This window comes from Gordonibacter pamelaeae (genome assembly GCF_003340385.1).
GTDB lineage: Bacteria > Actinomycetota > Coriobacteriia > Coriobacteriales > Eggerthellaceae > Gordonibacter > Gordonibacter pamelaeae.
In genome coordinates this window covers 228,324-243,540 of the sequence record NZ_PPTS01000002.1, presented here as the reverse complement: position 1 = coordinate 243,540, position 15,217 = coordinate 228,324, and the positions used below count along the sequence as shown (strand labels likewise).

At 68.8% G+C, this 15,217-nt stretch carries 14 protein-coding genes; 10 read left to right on the top strand and 4 right to left on the bottom strand.

All coding sequences use genetic code 11. The features are described 5' to 3' along the window. Positions 1 to 97: 97 nt before the first annotated feature. The 9 genes from C1877_RS03650 to C1877_RS03610 all read left to right on the top strand — a co-directional run bounded on the left by C1877_RS03650 (position 98) and on the right by C1877_RS03610 (position 9,529). Positions 98 to 1,048: an ABC transporter ATP-binding protein gene (locus tag C1877_RS03650; RefSeq protein WP_015540265.1), complete on the top strand. Its 951-nt coding sequence runs from the start codon at positions 98 to 100 to the stop codon at positions 1,046 to 1,048. Then, the gene (locus tag C1877_RS03645) at positions 1,045 to 1,818 is read left to right on the top strand and encodes an ABC transporter permease (protein ID WP_157007776.1); all 774 of its coding nucleotides are present in this window, start codon (positions 1,045 to 1,047) and stop codon (positions 1,816 to 1,818) included. The genes C1877_RS03650 and C1877_RS03645 overlap by 4 nt, the downstream gene beginning before the upstream one ends. Before the next feature lie 27 nt (positions 1,819 to 1,845). Continuing rightward, positions 1,846 to 2,793 carry a sensor histidine kinase gene (locus C1877_RS03640; RefSeq protein WP_041239692.1) on the top strand — a complete coding sequence of 316 codons (948 nt, stop codon included), beginning with the start codon at positions 1,846 to 1,848 and terminating at the stop codon, positions 2,791 to 2,793. 140 nt (positions 2,794 to 2,933) lie between these two features. Beyond that, complete coding sequence (gene feoB, locus C1877_RS03635) at positions 2,934 to 5,528, top strand: ferrous iron transport protein B (RefSeq protein ID WP_114568400.1); 2,595 nt, start codon at positions 2,934 to 2,936, stop codon at positions 5,526 to 5,528. Between the two features lie 182 nt (positions 5,529 to 5,710). Next, the gene (gene ahpC / locus C1877_RS03630; RefSeq protein WP_114568399.1) at positions 5,711 to 6,274 is read left to right on the top strand and encodes an alkyl hydroperoxide reductase subunit C; all 564 of its coding nucleotides are present in this window, start codon (positions 5,711 to 5,713) and stop codon (positions 6,272 to 6,274) included. A 105-nt stretch (positions 6,275 to 6,379) separates the two neighbouring features. After that, the gene (locus C1877_RS03625; RefSeq protein ID WP_015540261.1) at positions 6,380 to 6,850 is read left to right on the top strand and encodes a GNAT family N-acetyltransferase; all 471 of its coding nucleotides are present in this window, start codon (positions 6,380 to 6,382) and stop codon (positions 6,848 to 6,850) included. 47 nt (positions 6,851 to 6,897) lie between these two features. After that, positions 6,898 to 7,587 carry an MBL fold metallo-hydrolase gene (locus C1877_RS03620; protein WP_114568398.1) on the top strand — a complete coding sequence of 230 codons (690 nt, stop codon included), beginning with the start codon at positions 6,898 to 6,900 and terminating at the stop codon, positions 7,585 to 7,587. Positions 7,588 to 7,733: 146 nt separating this feature from the next. Then, a complete protein-coding gene (locus tag C1877_RS03615; RefSeq protein WP_114568397.1) occupies positions 7,734 to 8,330 on the top strand; it encodes a hypothetical protein in 597 nt (198 codons plus the stop codon). A 71-nt stretch (positions 8,331 to 8,401) separates the two neighbouring features. Further along, positions 8,402 to 9,529, top strand: coding sequence for a DUF3810 domain-containing protein (locus C1877_RS03610; RefSeq protein WP_015540258.1), 1,128 nt, complete (start codon positions 8,402 to 8,404; stop codon positions 9,527 to 9,529). A 115-nt stretch (positions 9,530 to 9,644) separates the two neighbouring features. On the opposite strand, the gene C1877_RS03605 is transcribed toward C1877_RS03610, so the two are convergent. The 4 genes from C1877_RS03605 to C1877_RS03590 form a co-directional block, all read right to left on the bottom strand. Continuing rightward, positions 9,645 to 10,523, bottom strand: a complete 879-nt coding sequence (locus tag C1877_RS03605; protein ID WP_114568396.1) for a sensor histidine kinase — start codon at positions 10,521 to 10,523, stop codon at positions 9,645 to 9,647. Between the two features lie 3 nt (positions 10,524 to 10,526). Continuing rightward, complete coding sequence (locus tag C1877_RS03600) at positions 10,527 to 11,399, bottom strand: ABC transporter permease (protein ID WP_244909780.1); 873 nt, start codon at positions 11,397 to 11,399, stop codon at positions 10,527 to 10,529. Further along, entirely contained in the window at positions 11,392 to 12,303 is a 912-nt protein-coding gene (locus C1877_RS03595; RefSeq protein ID WP_114568394.1) for an ATP-binding cassette domain-containing protein, read from the bottom strand. Before C1877_RS03595 ends, C1877_RS03600 begins: the two co-directional genes overlap by 8 nt. Positions 12,304 to 12,547: 244 nt before the next feature. Further along, on the bottom strand, positions 12,548 to 13,252 hold the full coding sequence (locus C1877_RS03590; protein ID WP_114568551.1) for a response regulator transcription factor: 705 nt from the start codon (positions 13,250 to 13,252) through the stop codon (positions 12,548 to 12,550). Between the two features lie 1,113 nt (positions 13,253 to 14,365). Here C1877_RS03590 and C1877_RS15600 point away from each other — a divergent pair. Continuing rightward, positions 14,366 to 14,986 (top strand): hypothetical protein, encoded by a 621-nt coding sequence (locus C1877_RS15600; RefSeq protein WP_244909779.1) that lies wholly within the window; start codon positions 14,366 to 14,368, stop codon positions 14,984 to 14,986. Positions 14,987 to 15,217: the final 231 nt, after the last annotated feature.

Sequence of the window (15,217 nt, the reverse complement as noted above, 5' to 3'; positions counted from 1 at the left end):
TACGCTTTCCTTAACCTTTCTTGAGGACTTATTAAGCGCCCGTAGCGTAAGGTTCTCCCCACGGTCGGCGAATGCGAGAAAGAGGAGAAGCGACCCGATGGAAAATGTGATAGAGACAAGGGGCCTCACCAAGCGCTACGGCAGCTTTGCCGCGCTCGACGATGTGGGCGTGACCGTGCGGCGCGGAGAGGTGTTCGGTTTGGTGGGCGACAATGGGGCGGGGAAGTCCACCCTTTTCAAGTTGCTGTGCGGCCTGGCTTTTCCCACGATTGGCGAGATCCGGCTCTTCGGCGAGCACTCTCCACGCGAGCTTGAGCGCCAGAGGGCGCGCATCGGTTGCATTATCGAGCAGCCCGGTTTCTACCCGCACTTAAGCGTGGAGAGGAATCTGGAGTGCTGCCGCATCCAGAAGGGCGTGCCCGGCAAGAACGCGACTGACAGGATGCTCGAGGAGGTAGGGCTGGCCTATGCGAGGGACCACACCTGCAAGGACCTGTCGATGGGAATGAAGCAGCGCTTGGGCCTGGCGATGGCGCTCATCGGCGAGCCCGAGGTGCTCATCTTGGACGAGCCGGCGAGCGGTCTCGACCCCAGCGGCATCGTGGAGATGCGCACCCTGCTGCAACGCCTCAACCGCGAGAAGGGCATCACCGTGGTGCTGTCGAGCCACCACTTGGCGGAGCTGGAGCAGATGGCCACCGTCTACGCCTTCCTGTCGCATGGAAGGCTCTTGGAGCAGGTGGGCGCCGAGGAGTTGCGGGAGCGGTGTGCGGACCGCATCGAGATAGCAGTGTCCGACGCCGCGTGTTACACGGTGCTGTTGGAGCGTGAGCTGGGATGCACGACGTACCAGGTGCTCGGCGACGGCACGGTGAGCATCGCGAACCCGCGCTTGGACATGGAGGCGTACAGCGGCCTCGCCAGCGCGCACGGCCTGTCCATTCTGAAACTGGAGCGGCGGCGCCTGTCGCTGGAACAATATTACCTCGATATGAAGGACAAGGTGGATCCCTGGAGCTGGGATGCGCCGGAGATGGGGGTGGCATGATGCTGAACTACCTGAAGGGCGAGGCGTACCGTATCGCGCACGGCCGCGCGGCGTACCTGTTCGCCGGCACGCTCTGCGCCATCGTGCTGGCGGCCAACGTGCTGTTGTGGGCCATGTCCTCCACGCCCGGCTTTCCCTACGCCACGGTGCGTTTCTCCATGAGCAACCTCGTCTCGATGCTGCCTCTTCTATTCTATATGGCTGGCTTGCTGGTGTGGGTGCTGTTCGCCGACGACCGGAAGGACGGCACGCTCAAGAACGCCATCGCGCATGGCTGCTCGCGGCGCGACCTGTTCCTGGGGAAGTGCCTCGTGGCGACGGTGCTCGGGCTCGCCATCCTGGCCGTGGTCCTGGCCGTGTACGTGGGCAGCGCGGTGCTTCTGCTGGAGGGGTCGACCGAGGCCGTGGCCATTCTGCTCGAAGGCGTGGCGTCGGCGCTGCCATTCACCGCGGCCTGCGTTGTGCTGGGCGTTGCGGTATGCTCTGCGTTGCCGAAGACCGTCACCGCGTTCTTGGTGTGGGTGGCCGTCGTGAGCGTCATCCCGGCGGTGCTGAACGTGATCGGCCTGGGCGTCGAGCCGGTGGCCCGGCTGGCAAGCTGGCTGCCCGCGAACTTCTTTGCGAACGAGGTGGCCATCAACCAGAGCGGCCTGGCGCAGTTTCTGTGGGATACGCCTGAAGGATTGGCGAAGTGCCTGATCGCCGGGATTGCGGGCATCGCAGTGTTCGGTGCCGTGGGCTTGTGGCGTGCGGGCAAGGCGGAGCTGTAGGATCGGGGCATGGGAAGGGGCGCGGGCATGGCAGAGATCGTCCTCGGGGTGCTGCTGGCGGTCGCACTGGCGGCAGCGGCCTTCCTCGCCGCGCGGTACGCGCTGCTCAAGCGGTCGCTTCGGCAGGCGGATCGGGAGCTGGGCGAGATCGTGGGGCATCTGGAGGACAACCGCATCGTGAGGCTGCCGGCTCCCGACGCCGATTTGGAGGCGCTGCTCGGCACGGTGAACCGCGCGCTTGCGGGCATACGCGCGCAGGCGGCGGCCTGCGCGCGGCACGAGGCGGAGCTCAAGGCGCAGGTCGAGCACGTGAGCCACGACCTGCGCACGCCGCTCACGTCCATCCGGGGGTACCTGGCGCTCGTGGACGACGCGGCCCTCGATGCCGAGGCGCGCGAGGCGCTCGGCACGGTCAGGCGCAAGGCGGCGTCGCTCGAGCGGCTGGTGGCGCAGTTCTACGAGCTGTCCCGCCTGCAGGGCGATGATGTCCCGCTGGAGCTGGGGCCGGTGGACGTGGGCCGCATGTTGCGGGAGTCCGTGGCCGAGCAGTACCGCCTGCTGGCCGACCGGGGCCTGGACGTGCGCCTGGACGTGCCGGAGCATGCCGTTTTGGCGCGCGCGAACGGCGAGGCGGTGGAGCGCGTGCTGGCGAACCTGCTGCACAACGCCGGCAAGTACGCGAAGACGGCGCTGGAGGTGTCGATGGCCGGGGAGGGCGCGGGCGCTGCGGGGGCCGGCGGCCGCGTGGCGGTCGAGTTCGCCAACGATGCGGAAGGCCTGTCCGAAAGCGCCCTCTCGCGCCTGTTCCAACCGTTCTTCATGGCGGACGCGTCGCGTGCGCAGGAGGGCTCGGGCCTCGGCCTGGCCATCGCCCGCCATCTGCTGGAGCGCATGGGCGGCAGCATCGAGGCGAGCTCGGAACAGTGCGAGGGAGCGTGCTGGCTGGTGCTCCGCATCGAGCTCGCCGCAGCTTGAACGGTTCTCACAAATCGTTCACCTTGGAAAACTTTTTCGTGCCAATGGCGCCGATTCGCGGTACTATGATCCCTGAAAAGTAAACGCAGGCTAACGAAGCCGGGCGAGGGGGATCGCCGCGGCCGCAAGGAGACGAGACGTTGGGCACCCTGAACGACCTTCCCATCGGCAAGACCGCCACCGTGGTGGCGGTGGGCGGCGAGGGATCGCTGCGGCAGCACTTCCTGGACATGGGCATCATCCCGCAGGCCGACGTGGCCATGGTTAAGCACGCTCCCATGGGCGACCCGGTGGAGGTGCGCATCCACGGCTACGAGCTCACGCTGCGCCGCGACGACGCGCGCAAGATCGAGGTGGCCGACGAGCGCGAGGCCGACGCCGAACGCCTCGGCGGCGCGCGGCCGAGGCGCAGCTTCGCCGAGCGCGTGGAGCACCCGGGCCTCGGCGAGGGCGGCAAGTTCCACGACAAGGATGCCGAGCATCCGCTGCCCGAGGGCGAGCCCGTCACGTTCGCGCTCGTGGGCAACCAGAACTGCGGCAAGACCACGCTGTTCAACCAGCTCACCGGTGCGAACCAGCACGTGGGGAACTTCCCCGGCGTCACGGTGGACCGCAAGGACGGGCGTATCCGCGGGCATGCGGAGGCCGTCGTCACCGACCTGCCGGGCATCTACTCGCTGTCGCCGTACTCCAGCGAGGAGGTGGTCACGCGGCAGTTCCTGCTGGACGAGCATCCGCGCGGCATCATCAACATCGTGGACGCCACGAACGTGGAGCGCAACCTGTATTTGACCATGCAGCTGTTGGAGCTGGGCGTTCCCATGGTGGTGGCCCTGAACATGATGGACGAGGTGGAGGGCAACGGCGGCACCATCCGCGTGAACGAGATGGAGCAGCTGCTGGGCGTGCCCGTGGTGCCCATCTCCGCGTCGAAGAACGAGGGCATCGGCGAGCTCGTGGACCACGCCCTGCACGTGGCGCGCTACCAGGAGCCGCCCGTCTGCCAGGATTTCTGCGCGGCCGACGCGCACGGCGGCGCCGTCCACCGCTGCCTGCACGGCATCATGGCGCTCGTGGGCGATCACGCCGAGCGCGCGGGCATCCCCGTGCGCTTCGCCGCCAGCAAGCTGGCCGAGGGCGACGCGCTCGTGCTGGAGAAGCTCGCCCTCGACGACAACGAGCGGCAGATGCTGGGCCATATCGTGCGCCAGCTGGAGGAGGAGCGCGGCCTGGACCGCGCGGCGGCCATCGCCGACATGCGGTTCGCCTTCATCGGCAAGGTGTGCGACGAATGCGTGGTGCGCCCACGCGAGAGCCGTGAGCACGCGCGCAGCATGGCGCTCGACCGCCTGCTCACCGGCACGTTCACGGCCATTCCCGCGTTCGTGGCCATCATGGCGCTCGTGTTCTGGCTCACGTTCAACGTCGTGGGCGCGTGGCTGTCGGAGATGCTGGACGCCGGCATCGGCTGGCTCACCGACGTGGTGGCGAACGCGCTGGCGGCCGCCCAGGTGAACGAGGTGCTGCAGTCGCTCGTCATCGACGGCGTGTTCAACGGCGTGGGCAGCGTGGTGGGATTCCTGCCCACCATCGTCACGCTGTTCTTCTTCCTGTCGCTTCTGGAGGACTCGGGCTACATGGCGCGCGTGGCGTTCGTCATGGACAAGCTGCTGCGCAAGATCGGGCTGTCGGGGCGCTCCATCGTGCCCATGCTCGTGGGCTTCGGCTGCACGGTGCCCGCGGTCATGGCGGCGCGCACGCTGCCGTCGGAGCGTGACCGCAAGATGACCATCATGCTCACGCCGTTCATGAGCTGCTCGGCGAAGCTTCCCATCTACGCGTTCTTCACGGCGGCCTTCTTCCCGGCCACCGGCGCCGTGGTCATGGTGGGGCTGTACTTCGGCGGCATCGCGGTGGGCGTGCTGGCGGCGCTCGCCCTGCGCCGCAGCCTGTTCTCCGGCGAGGCGGTGCCGTTCGTCATGGAGCTGCCGAACTACCGCATGCCCAGCGCCCGCAACGTGGGCCAGCTTCTGTGGGAGAAGGCGAAGGACTTCCTGGAGCGGGCGTTCACCATCATCTTCCTGGCCACCATCGTCATCTGGTTTCTGCAGACATTCGACTTCGGGCTGAACGTGGTGGCCGACTCGGCCGACAGCATGCTGGCCGTGGCGGCCGGGTGGATTTCGCCGGTGTTCGCGCCCCTCGGCTTCGATGATTGGCGCATCTCCACGGCGCTCGTCACGGGCGTCATGGCGAAGGAGAGCGTGGTGTCGACGCTGTCCATCCTGTTCGGGTCGACGGCCAGCCTCGTGGCGGCCCTCACGCCGCTCGCGGCGCTGGGCCTGCTGGTGTTCTGCCTGCTGTACACGCCGTGCGTGGCGGCCATCGCCTCGGTGAGGCGCGAGCTGGGCGGGCGCTGGGCGCTGGCCATGGTGTTCGGCCAGTTCGCCGTGGCCTGGCTGGCCGCGCTCGCCGTGCGCGGGGCGGGGCTCGCGCTTGAGCTGCCGGCGGGGCAGGCGTGGAGCCTCGCCGTGGGGGCCGCGGTTGTCGTGGCCGTGGTGCTGGTGCTGCGCCGCCTGGCGCGCCGCCGCCGCGCGGGAGTTGGCGGCTGCGGCGCCGGATGCTCCGGCGGGTGCGCCGGCTGCAGCGCGACAACCTGCGCGGGATGCGCGCAGGAGGGCGAGAGCCGGCCTAAGCCGCCGGACGCGGAGACCCTCGCGGAGTCCCGCCGCTAGCGGAATCGCCCGGAGGATTTGCACGCCGGCGGCTTGCCGTGGAGATTCTTGGAAGATGCCCATAAATGTTGCAAAACAAGTAGCAAATATGGGAAAGTAAACCAAGGAAAACAAGTAAGGCGAGCCGCCGCGTGCGCGAACTACCGCATGCCGCCCGCCGAACGACGCGAAGGAGCGATACCATGTCCATGATCAACCGCGAGATCGACGACTTCTCCGTCCAGGCGTTCTGCCAGGACGAGTTCGCCACCGTCACGAAGGATGACGTGCTGGGCCACTGGAGCGTGTTCTTCTTCTACCCGGCGGACTTCACGTTCGTGTGCCCGACGGAGCTGGAGGACCTGGCCGCGCTGTACGACCAGTTCAAGGCCGCCGATTGCGAGATCTACTCCGTGTCGTGCGACACGCATTTCGCGCACAAGGCGTGGCACGACGCGTCCGAGAACATCAAGAACCTGCCGTACCCGATGCTGGCCGACCCCACGCACAAGCTGGCCGACATCTTCGACGTCTACATCGAGGACGAGGGCGTGGCCGAGCGCGGCAGCTTCATCGTGAACCCCGAGGGCCGCATCGTGTGCTACGAGGTGAACGCCGGCAACATCGGCCGCAACGCCGCCGAGCTTCTGCGCCGCGTGCAGGCGAGCCAGTTCGTGGCCGAGCACGGCGACTCCGTGTGCCCCGCGCGCTGGGTGCCGGGCTCCGAGGTGCTGCACCCGGGCATCGACCTGGTGGGCAAGCTGTAGCGGACGCAGCAGGCCGGGCGGTGCGCACGACGGGCCTCCGGGACGGTTCCGGGGGCCCGTGGTATGATGGGCAGAGCCGATACCCCCTCGAAAAGGAGCACCCCCATGGATGTGACCTTGAGGCCCTTCGAAGACGACGACCTTCCCCGCCTGCGACGATGGCTCGCTGCCGACCACGTGCGCCCCTGGTTCGAGCAGCCCGAGGACTGGATGGCCGAGGTGGAGGGCCGTCACGGCGAGTACGCCTGGATCAGCCACTTCGTCATCGAGGCCGACGGCGATCCCGCCGGCTTTTGTCAGCTCTACCCGTTCTCCGCAAGCGGCGAGGATTGGAACGGCGCGCTTCCCGTGGAGGGCACGTACAGCCTGGACTACCTGCTGGGCGAGCCGACGCTGCTGCGCCGCGGCATCGCCCGCGCGGCGCTCTCGCAGCTGATCGGGCTCATCGCCGCCGAACCCGATGCCGAGCGCATCATCGTGCAGCCCGATCGGGAGAACGTTGCCTCCCGCGGCCTTCTGCGCGCGCTCGGCTTCGCTTACGACGAGGCCGACGACCTGTTCGCGATGGACGTCTGACGCATGGGCGCGGCGTCGGGCCCCGCGTTTTCGGGGAGGGGGCTTCCATGGAGTTGAACAAGCTGGGCGAGCGGACGTTCTGGCTGCCGCACCAGCCGGAGAACGACCGGCCGACGCTCGTGCTCCTCAAGGGCGACCGCCTTGCGCTCGCGGTGGACGCGGGCGCGTCGGCTGCGCATGTCGAGGAGTTCTACGCGCAGCTCGACGACGCGGGCCTGCCCCGGCCCGACCTCACGGCGATCACGCACTGGCATTGGGACCACACGTTCGGCATGCACCGCGCGCACGGCCTCACCGTTGCGTGCCGGCGCACCGGTGAGCTGCTCGCTCAGGCGCGCGCTTCGCTGGCCGATCCCGCCGCCGTCCTGGCGCTCAAGCGGAGCGAGGAGCATATCGCCTGCGAGTACGCCGAGGCCGGAATCGTGGTCGCCCTGCCCGACGTGGTGTTCGACGGCGAGCTCCTCCTCGATCTCGGGGGCCTGACCGCACGCGTGCTCACAGCAGCCTCGCCGCATTCCGACGACACGGTGCTCGTGCACGTTCCCGAGGAGGGCCTGCTGTTCCTGGGTGACGCGACGTGCGGCGATCCTTTCGACGGGTGGCGCGTCGACGAGGAGAGGCTGCGGGCCCTGATGCGGACGATCGAGGGAATCGACTGCGAGACGTGCCTTCTGGGCCATGCCGACCCGCTGGGCAAGGGCGAGCTGCTGGGCTACCTGGCAACGCTCGCGGGTTGAGGACGCGCTGCCATCGGGCAGGTAACGGCGACCGGCTTTCCCCTGCTCGCTCGGCCGCAGGAGTAACCTTTATGCGGAAGCGGCCGGCCGGCGCCTTGCGCACCCACGGGCGCGGTGCTGGGCATGCGACGAGAAAGGACGATGCCATGGCCCCGATGGATGCGGCGGTGCCCGGAACCCTCGTGTGGGGGCATGCGGCGCTCGCAGTGTGCGCGGCGTTGTACCTGGCGTGGTGGTGGACGTTCTTCAACCCCGCGCTGCCGAAGGCGATGGGGGCTCTGTACGCGATGGGCGTGGGGTTCATCTTGGGCGCGGTGGCGTTCGGCATCGCGGCCGTCGTGTTGCTGGCGATGGGCTTGGGAGCGCTCGCGGGCGCACCCCAGGTTGGCGGCGCGGCGCCAGGGTGGGTGTTCGCCGTGGGCGGCGTGGCGGCGTATGCGGCGCTCGCCTTCGTCACCGTGCGTTTCTTCGGGCGGCCCGTGACCACGGAGCTGCTGCTGTTCGTGCTGTGGGCGGCGCTGGAGCTTGCCGTGCTGAACGCGCTCATGGGCGCAGGGATGCTCTTCGGCGGCGCGTTCTGGCTGCTCGCGGGCGTGGTCGCGCTTGTGACGGCGGCGAATCTCGTGTGCTACGTGCTGTACTTCCGGCTGCCGCCCGTGCCCTCGTTTATCGACGGAGCCGCGCCCCTTGCAATCGTCGGCGTGCTCGCGGCAGTGTTGGCTGCGGTTATCGCGCGGCTGTAAGCGCGTCGACCGGCTTGTGGCCGCGTGGGGTACAACGAGGGCGGCCGTGCTGCGCCGACTTGCGGAGGAACATGAGGAACTACCTGCTCAAACGCATGCTGTTCATACCTTTAGGGATCGTCGCCCTTGCGGCGACGGCGTTCGCGCAGGCGAATCCCGAGGCAGCCGAATGGTACGCGCACACGGTGTACCCCGCGGCGTCCTCGGCCGTGGGATTCCTGCCGTCGCTCGTCGGCTTCTCGGTGGCCGAGTGGGTGGCGGCGCTGTTCCTGCTGTTCTGCCTGGGGTACGTCGGGTACTGGGTTCGCAAGGTCGCCGTGAGCAAGGGCGAGCGCGGTATGATGGCATACCGCGGGATCATGGGCGCGGCAGCCGTCGCTTGCGTCGCGCTTTTCGCCTTCACGTTCCTCTGCGGGCTGAACTACCACCGCTACACCTTCACGCAGCACGCCGGCTACGATCTGGCGGAGGAGGGGGCCGATCCGGCCGAGCGCCAGGAGGAGCTCGTGAGCCTGGCCTCGTCGCTCGCCGAGGGCCTCGGGCGCGAGCGCGCAGAGCTCGGCAACGATGTCGACCTGTTCGCCGCCGAGCCGGGGGAGTTCGAGCGCTACGCGCAAGAATCGGTGGTCGCCATGCGCAAGCTCGCGGAGCGCTACCCTGCGCTCGAGCGGCCGCTGTACTCGCCGCCCAAGCCGGTGCTCGCGTCCAAGCTGATGTCGTATGCGAACATCGGCGGCATGTTCTTCCCGTTCACCATGGAGTCGAACATCAACGTGGACAACCCGTTCTCCACGGTGCCGTGGACGATGGCCCACGAGCTGGCGCACCAGTGCGGCTTCATGCGCGAGGACGAGGCGAACTTCATCGCCTACCTGGCCTGCAAGGAATCCGACGACGCGCTCATGCGCTACAGCGGCCTGCTGCTGGCCTACGACAACGCCACGGCCGCGCTGCGGAAGGCCGATCCGGAGGCTGCCACGCAGATCTCCGCCGGCCTTGCGCCTTCGGTGCAACGCGACCTGGCCGAGCGCGCGGAGCACTGGGCCCAGTACGAAGGTCCGGTGCAGGAGGCCTCAAACGCCGCCAACGATGCGTACCTTAAGGCCAACAACCAATCCGACGGCATGCGGAGCTACGGCCGCATGGTCGACCTGCTGCTCGCCGAGCAGAGGGCGGGGGAGGGCGACCAGTCGAGCTAGCGCCCCGCTTCATCCCGCTGCGTCATCCTGCGTCATCCGGCACTGCGTCATGCGGCAGCTCGGCCGGCAGAACTGGCGAGATTGATGCTGCGAGGGGGATCGGCTCGACGCCGTTTCACTCCGGGAACCCTAGCTCCACGGTGAGCACGTCGCCGTCCAGGCGGGCGGTGGCCTCGATGCGCAGGGCGCGCGCCAGCTGGGCGACGATGGCGAGGCCGAGGCCGCTGCCCCCGCCGCCGCGTGCGGCATCTCCCTGGTAGAAGCGTTCGAACAGGCGCTCGGCGTCCACGCCGTCCGGGTCGGCCACGCGGTTCGCGAACGCGACCGTGCGGCCCTCCTGCGCGATGCGCGGGGGCTCGCACCCGTAGCGCAGCGCGTTCACGGCCAGGTTGCGGAAGATGCGGGCGAGGGCGTCGGCGTTCGAGTCGACCATGAGCGGCTGGTCGGCAAGCTCGATCACAGGCTCCCACCCGCGCTCCTTGAATTGGCCGTACAGCGAGGCGAGCGCCTCGACGAGCACCTGGCTCGCATCCACCGGCTCGCGCTCCAGCCGGTGGTCGGGGTCCTGCACCTGGGCGTAGGCGTACAGCTGGTCGAGCAGGCCGCCCACGTCGTCCAGGCGGCGCGACACCACGTCCAGGTACCGGGCGCGCAGGACCTCGTCCTCCTCGGCCGCCAGAAGCTGCGCGTAGCCCTGCGCTCCCGCGAGCGGCGTGCGGATGTCGTGCGAGAGGTAGGTGAGGCCGCGGCGCAGCTCGCGCTTGGCCTCCTCGGCGGCGACGCGCTCGCCTTGGTGGCGGTCGATCTGCCGGTTCACCGCCTGCGCCAGCTGCACGAACCCGCGCGTGCGCATGGACAGCGCGACGCGGGCGTTGCTCGCCGACTCCCGGGTCACCAGGAACCGCGCGATGGCCCGCAGCTGCGCCTCCGAGCGGGCGAGCTGGACGGCGAGCACAGCGACGGCGACGGCGAGCAGAACGACCGCGGCTTCCATGGCCTAGACGTCCTTCCTCTTGAGGACGGCCGCGGAGAGCACCGCCGCGACGGCGATGAACGCCGCGCCCACGAGCGCGATGTGCACCGCGCCGAGGGGGCCGCCGAGCCCGAGGGAGAGCGATCCCATGCAGGACGACAACGTGTAGTCGGAGAGGAACGAGATGCTCGGAACCAGCATGCCGAGTCCTTGGATCCCAAGCGTCACCAGGCCCGAGGCCAGCAGGATGCCGATGCCGATGCCCGCCGCCATCTTGCGGGTGACCCACACCGCAAGCGCCGTCAGCATGCCGAAGCCCGCGGCCACGAGCGCCACGAGCACGCCCCACAGCGCGAAGTCGGGCAGGGGGGTGGAGACGAGCTCGAGGCCCGTCACGGCGGCCGTGGCAAGCGTCGCTGCGACGATGACCGCGGTGAACAGCACCGCGAGCACGAGGATCGCCACGATGCGCGCGCCGAGGAACGCGAGGCGGCTCGGCTGCACGGTGAACACGTTCTTGCTGAAGCCGCTCTCGAACTCGGCGGCAAGGAAGATGGCGAGGAACACGACGAACAGGCAGGAGAGCCCGCCTCCGCCGAGGAACACGTTGCCCACGAGCGCCTCCGGAGTCATGCCCTGGGAGAGCTGCGCCGCCAGGGCGTTCGTCTCGGCGAGGTCGTCCGCGCTCGGGCCGCTCCCGTTCGAGAAGCCGATGTGCACGCCCGTCGGCGCGCCGCTTGCGCTGGCCGCCTGCATCGACTGCACGAACGCGGGATCGGTGATGTAGGCCATGACAGCCGCGCTGATGGCGGCCATCACCGCGATGATGCCGAGGAAGATCCACAGCGACTTGCCGTGGACGAGCCGGTACAGATCCATTCTCAAGATATTAGCCACGGTACTCAGCCCCCATCATCTCAACGAAGAACTCCTCCAGGTCGCGCCGGTGCGCGTACAGCCCGCGGATGGCGATACCCTCCTCGTTCAGCGCGGCTCCTACCGCGCCCGCGTCCGCGCCGCCGAAGAGGCGGATGGCGCCGCCGGGCATGGATTGGAAGCGCAGGCCCGCGAAGCGCTCCTGCAGCACGGCCAGCGCAAGCGCCGGGTTCGCGGCCTCCAGCTGCAGGAAGTCGCTGCATTCCTGGTCGACCTCTGCGGCGGTGAGCTCGCGCACCATGCGGCCCTCGCGGATGACGCCGTAGCGCGTGGCCATCTTGCCCAGCTGCTCGAGCACGTGCGAGCTCACCACCACGGTGATGCCGCGCTCGTCGTTGAGGCGCATGATGAGCTGGCGGATCTCGCGGGCGCCCTCGGGGTCGAGGCCGTTCAGCGGCTCGTCGAGCAGCAGCAGGTCGGGGCTGCCCAGAAGCGCGAGCGCGAGCCCCAGGCGCTGCTTCATGCCCATGGAGAAGTTCTTCGTCGCCTTGGAGCCCACGCTGCCCAGGCCGGTGAGGTCCAACAGGTCGCGCACCTTGTCCTTGGGGTCGGCCAGGCCAAGCGCGAGCGCCTTCATCATGAGGTTGTCGGTTGCGCTCATGGAGCCGTACAGCCCCGGCGACTCGATGAGCGCGCCGATGCGCCTGCTCGCGCCCGCCTCGCACGGCGACGAGCCGAACACGCGCACCTCGCCGCCCGTGGGCTCGGCAAGCCCTGCGAGCATCCTCATCACCGTCGATTTGCCCGCCCCGTTGCGGCCGACGAACCCGTAGATATCGCCTTGGCCCACATGCATGTCGAACTGGTCGACGGCCATCTTGCTGCCGAAGGCCTTCGAGAGCCCGTTGGTTTCGATCACGTTCACGTTCCCGCTCCTTTCCGATCGTCGGATCGTTCTCTGACTGCCAACCACGATACGGAAAAGGCGTTCAGCAATTCGCTTCGAAACCGTTAAGAAAGTGCTAAGTTTGACGTGCGAGGGGCGAGACAGGGGGACGGGGATAACGTCACGTTCCGCGATGCGCTGCAACTGGGCGAAACGAAGGGGAACGTGACGTTATCCCCGTCCCCCTGTCTCGCCCGTCCCCCTGTCTCGCCCCTGTCTCGCCTCATTCGGCCAGCTTGAAGCCGATGCCCCACACCGTCTCGATGTAGCCGTCGGTGCCGGAGGGCTTGAGCTTGCCGCGGATGTTGCTCACATGCACGTTCACGGCCTTCTCCTCCACGAACGCCTCCTCGTTCCAGGCGGCCTGGAACAGCTCCCGCTTCGTGAACACCTTCTTGGGCCGGCGCACGAGCGCCTCCACGATGCCGAATTCCAGGCGCGTGAGCTTGACCGGCTCGCCGGCGGCGGCGAGCGTGCGCGCCTCGGTGTCGAGCACCCATTCCTTGAACCGCAGCGTGCCCGAGCTGCGGGCCGTACCGCGCGAGGCGTGGCGCAGCTGCACGGCCACGCGCGCCAGCAGCTCGTCGAGGTCGAAGGGCTTGGCCAGGTAGTCGTCGGCCCCCAGCTTCAGAAGCTCCACCTTGTCGCCGGGCTCGGCGCGGGCCGACACCACGATGACGGGCGCGTCGCTGCGCGCGCGTATCTCGCGCACGAGCTCCTCGCCTGAGAAGCCCGGTAGCATGAGGTCGGTGATGACGAGGTCGTACGGCGCCTCGCCCGCGGCGGCCCCCGCTTTCAGCAGGAGCCGCGCCTCGCTTCCCGAGAACGCCTGCGCGCAGGCGTAGCCCGCCCGCGCGAGCGCGGCCGCCACCACGTTGTTGATGTCGTCGTCGTCCTCGACGACGAGGATGCGGGCTGCGTGTTCCATACGCGTATTGTAGCTCAACCGGGTCTGGCGGGGCGCCACTCTTTCCTCGCCCTTCTCCCGTTCCCGCCCCGGCCCCGTACCGGCCCGCCCGCGCATTCGCACAAGCCCCGCATCCGCGTTCGCACACGCCCGCGTACCCGCGCTCGCTCCTGCCCACGCCCCGACCCCCCCCCGCACCCGCCCCGCCTTCGCCCATATCGTCCAAGGCGGGCAGCTCACCCGCCTGCGCATCGCTTGCCGCATTGGCCCGCAAGGGAGCGCGCCCCCTGCGCGCAGGCGGGCTTATCCGCACCCGCTCCCGCCTCGCCCCGACCCCCGCCCCGACTCCCGTCCACGCTGACGGCCAAAAGCGGGGGCGGGAAGCGCCAGGGTTTCGGGGGTGTTGGTTCTTACGGGCCGGCCCGCCGGCACGGTAATCACCGGTTTTCGACGGGGAGTGCCTTCCCCTCGGGCTGCGCCTTCCGAAATGCCGTTCTGCGACGAGGGGAAACGTCGGAACACCTCGCTTGCGCCCCGCTTGCCGCCAGCCTCTGCTTCCCAATCTGTAAAAATGCGGTGATTACTGTGCCGAGGCGCGGCCTGCTGGTAGAATAGCGGCACCACGGAGCCAGTGCAGGCGCTCTTCGCCTCGGCGAGCAGCCCATAGCGGGAACGGCGTGCCCCCCGTTCCCCTACCACGCTTGCAAGATCCTCTTAGCAAAGGGCTTGCAAGGAGGTTCCATGCCCGTCTCCTCCCATCCTGACCGTGAGCGCGCGCCTATCATCTTCGGACACAAGACCGCCTTGGCCATCCTGCGCTCGGCGGCCCCCCGGACGCTTCCGCCGGTTGCGGGGAGAGCACGGGTGCTTCCCAGCCGCACTCCGGCGAGGGGCGAGGTCGAGGCCGCCGTCGAGCATCTCGAGGCCTCATACCCGGATCTGCGCCTCGAAAGGCCTGCGCACGTGCTCGTTGGAAGCGCTGCGCTGGGGCGGCCTTCGAAGGCTGTCAAGTCGCATTCGCTGACCGTCCCTCTTTCGGGCACATCGTTTTACCGGTTGGGCGACGGCGTCTTCGCCTGCGTGCCGGCCCTCGCCTTTGTCCAGGAAGCCGCCCGGGGGAAGAGCCTGGTCGCCATGCTCGAGCTTGGGTACGAGCTGTGCGGAACGTACCGGACCCGGCGCACAGGGGCCGCAGCTGCCTATGGGGTAGAGCCCCTGGCATCCGTCAGGTCGTTGGGCGGCTATGCGGCGCGGAACGCCTCGGTCGACGGTGCGCGCAAGGTCGGCCGCGCCCTTCGCTACCTTGCCGACGGCTCGGCCTCGGCGCGGGAGACGAAACAGGCCCTCGTCTTGGGGCTGCCCCATCGCCACGGGGGCTACGGCCTGGGAATCCCCCGTATGAACTACGAGGTCGGGGCGAGCAGGGCGGCCGAGGCTCTCACCGGGAAAAAGTCGTTCCGCATGGATTTGTGCTGGCCGGAGCGGAAGCTCGACGTGGAGTACCAGAGCAGGGAATGGCACGAGGGGGAGGCGAGCCGCGTCTCCGACTCGAGGAGGGCGAACGCCCTCATGTCCATGGGCTGGACGGTGGTGGGGGTGACGAACGACGAGCTCGACAGTTTCGCGGCGACCGAGGCGATAGCGCAAACGCTCCGCCGGCACCTGGGCAAGCACTCGCAGATCCGTACGTCTGACTACCATGCGCGCAAGCTGGAGCTGCGCAGGCACCTGGGCCTTCCGATGGGATACGAGTAGCTGAAGGCGGCGTGGCGACGGCTCCCGCCCGGCGCGCCGCCCGCCGCCCCCTGCACCCGGTTGCCGTGGCACCGCCCGGCGCCCCTCTGCACCCGCTGTCCGTGGCGTCCCCCTCCCTGCATGGCCCGGTGCGGGGGAGGGGCGGGCGGGCGATGCATCGCTCTTCGAGCGCCATAACGCCCCACCGGCACAGTAATCACCGGTTTTCGACATGCGCGCGGTCTGGGACAG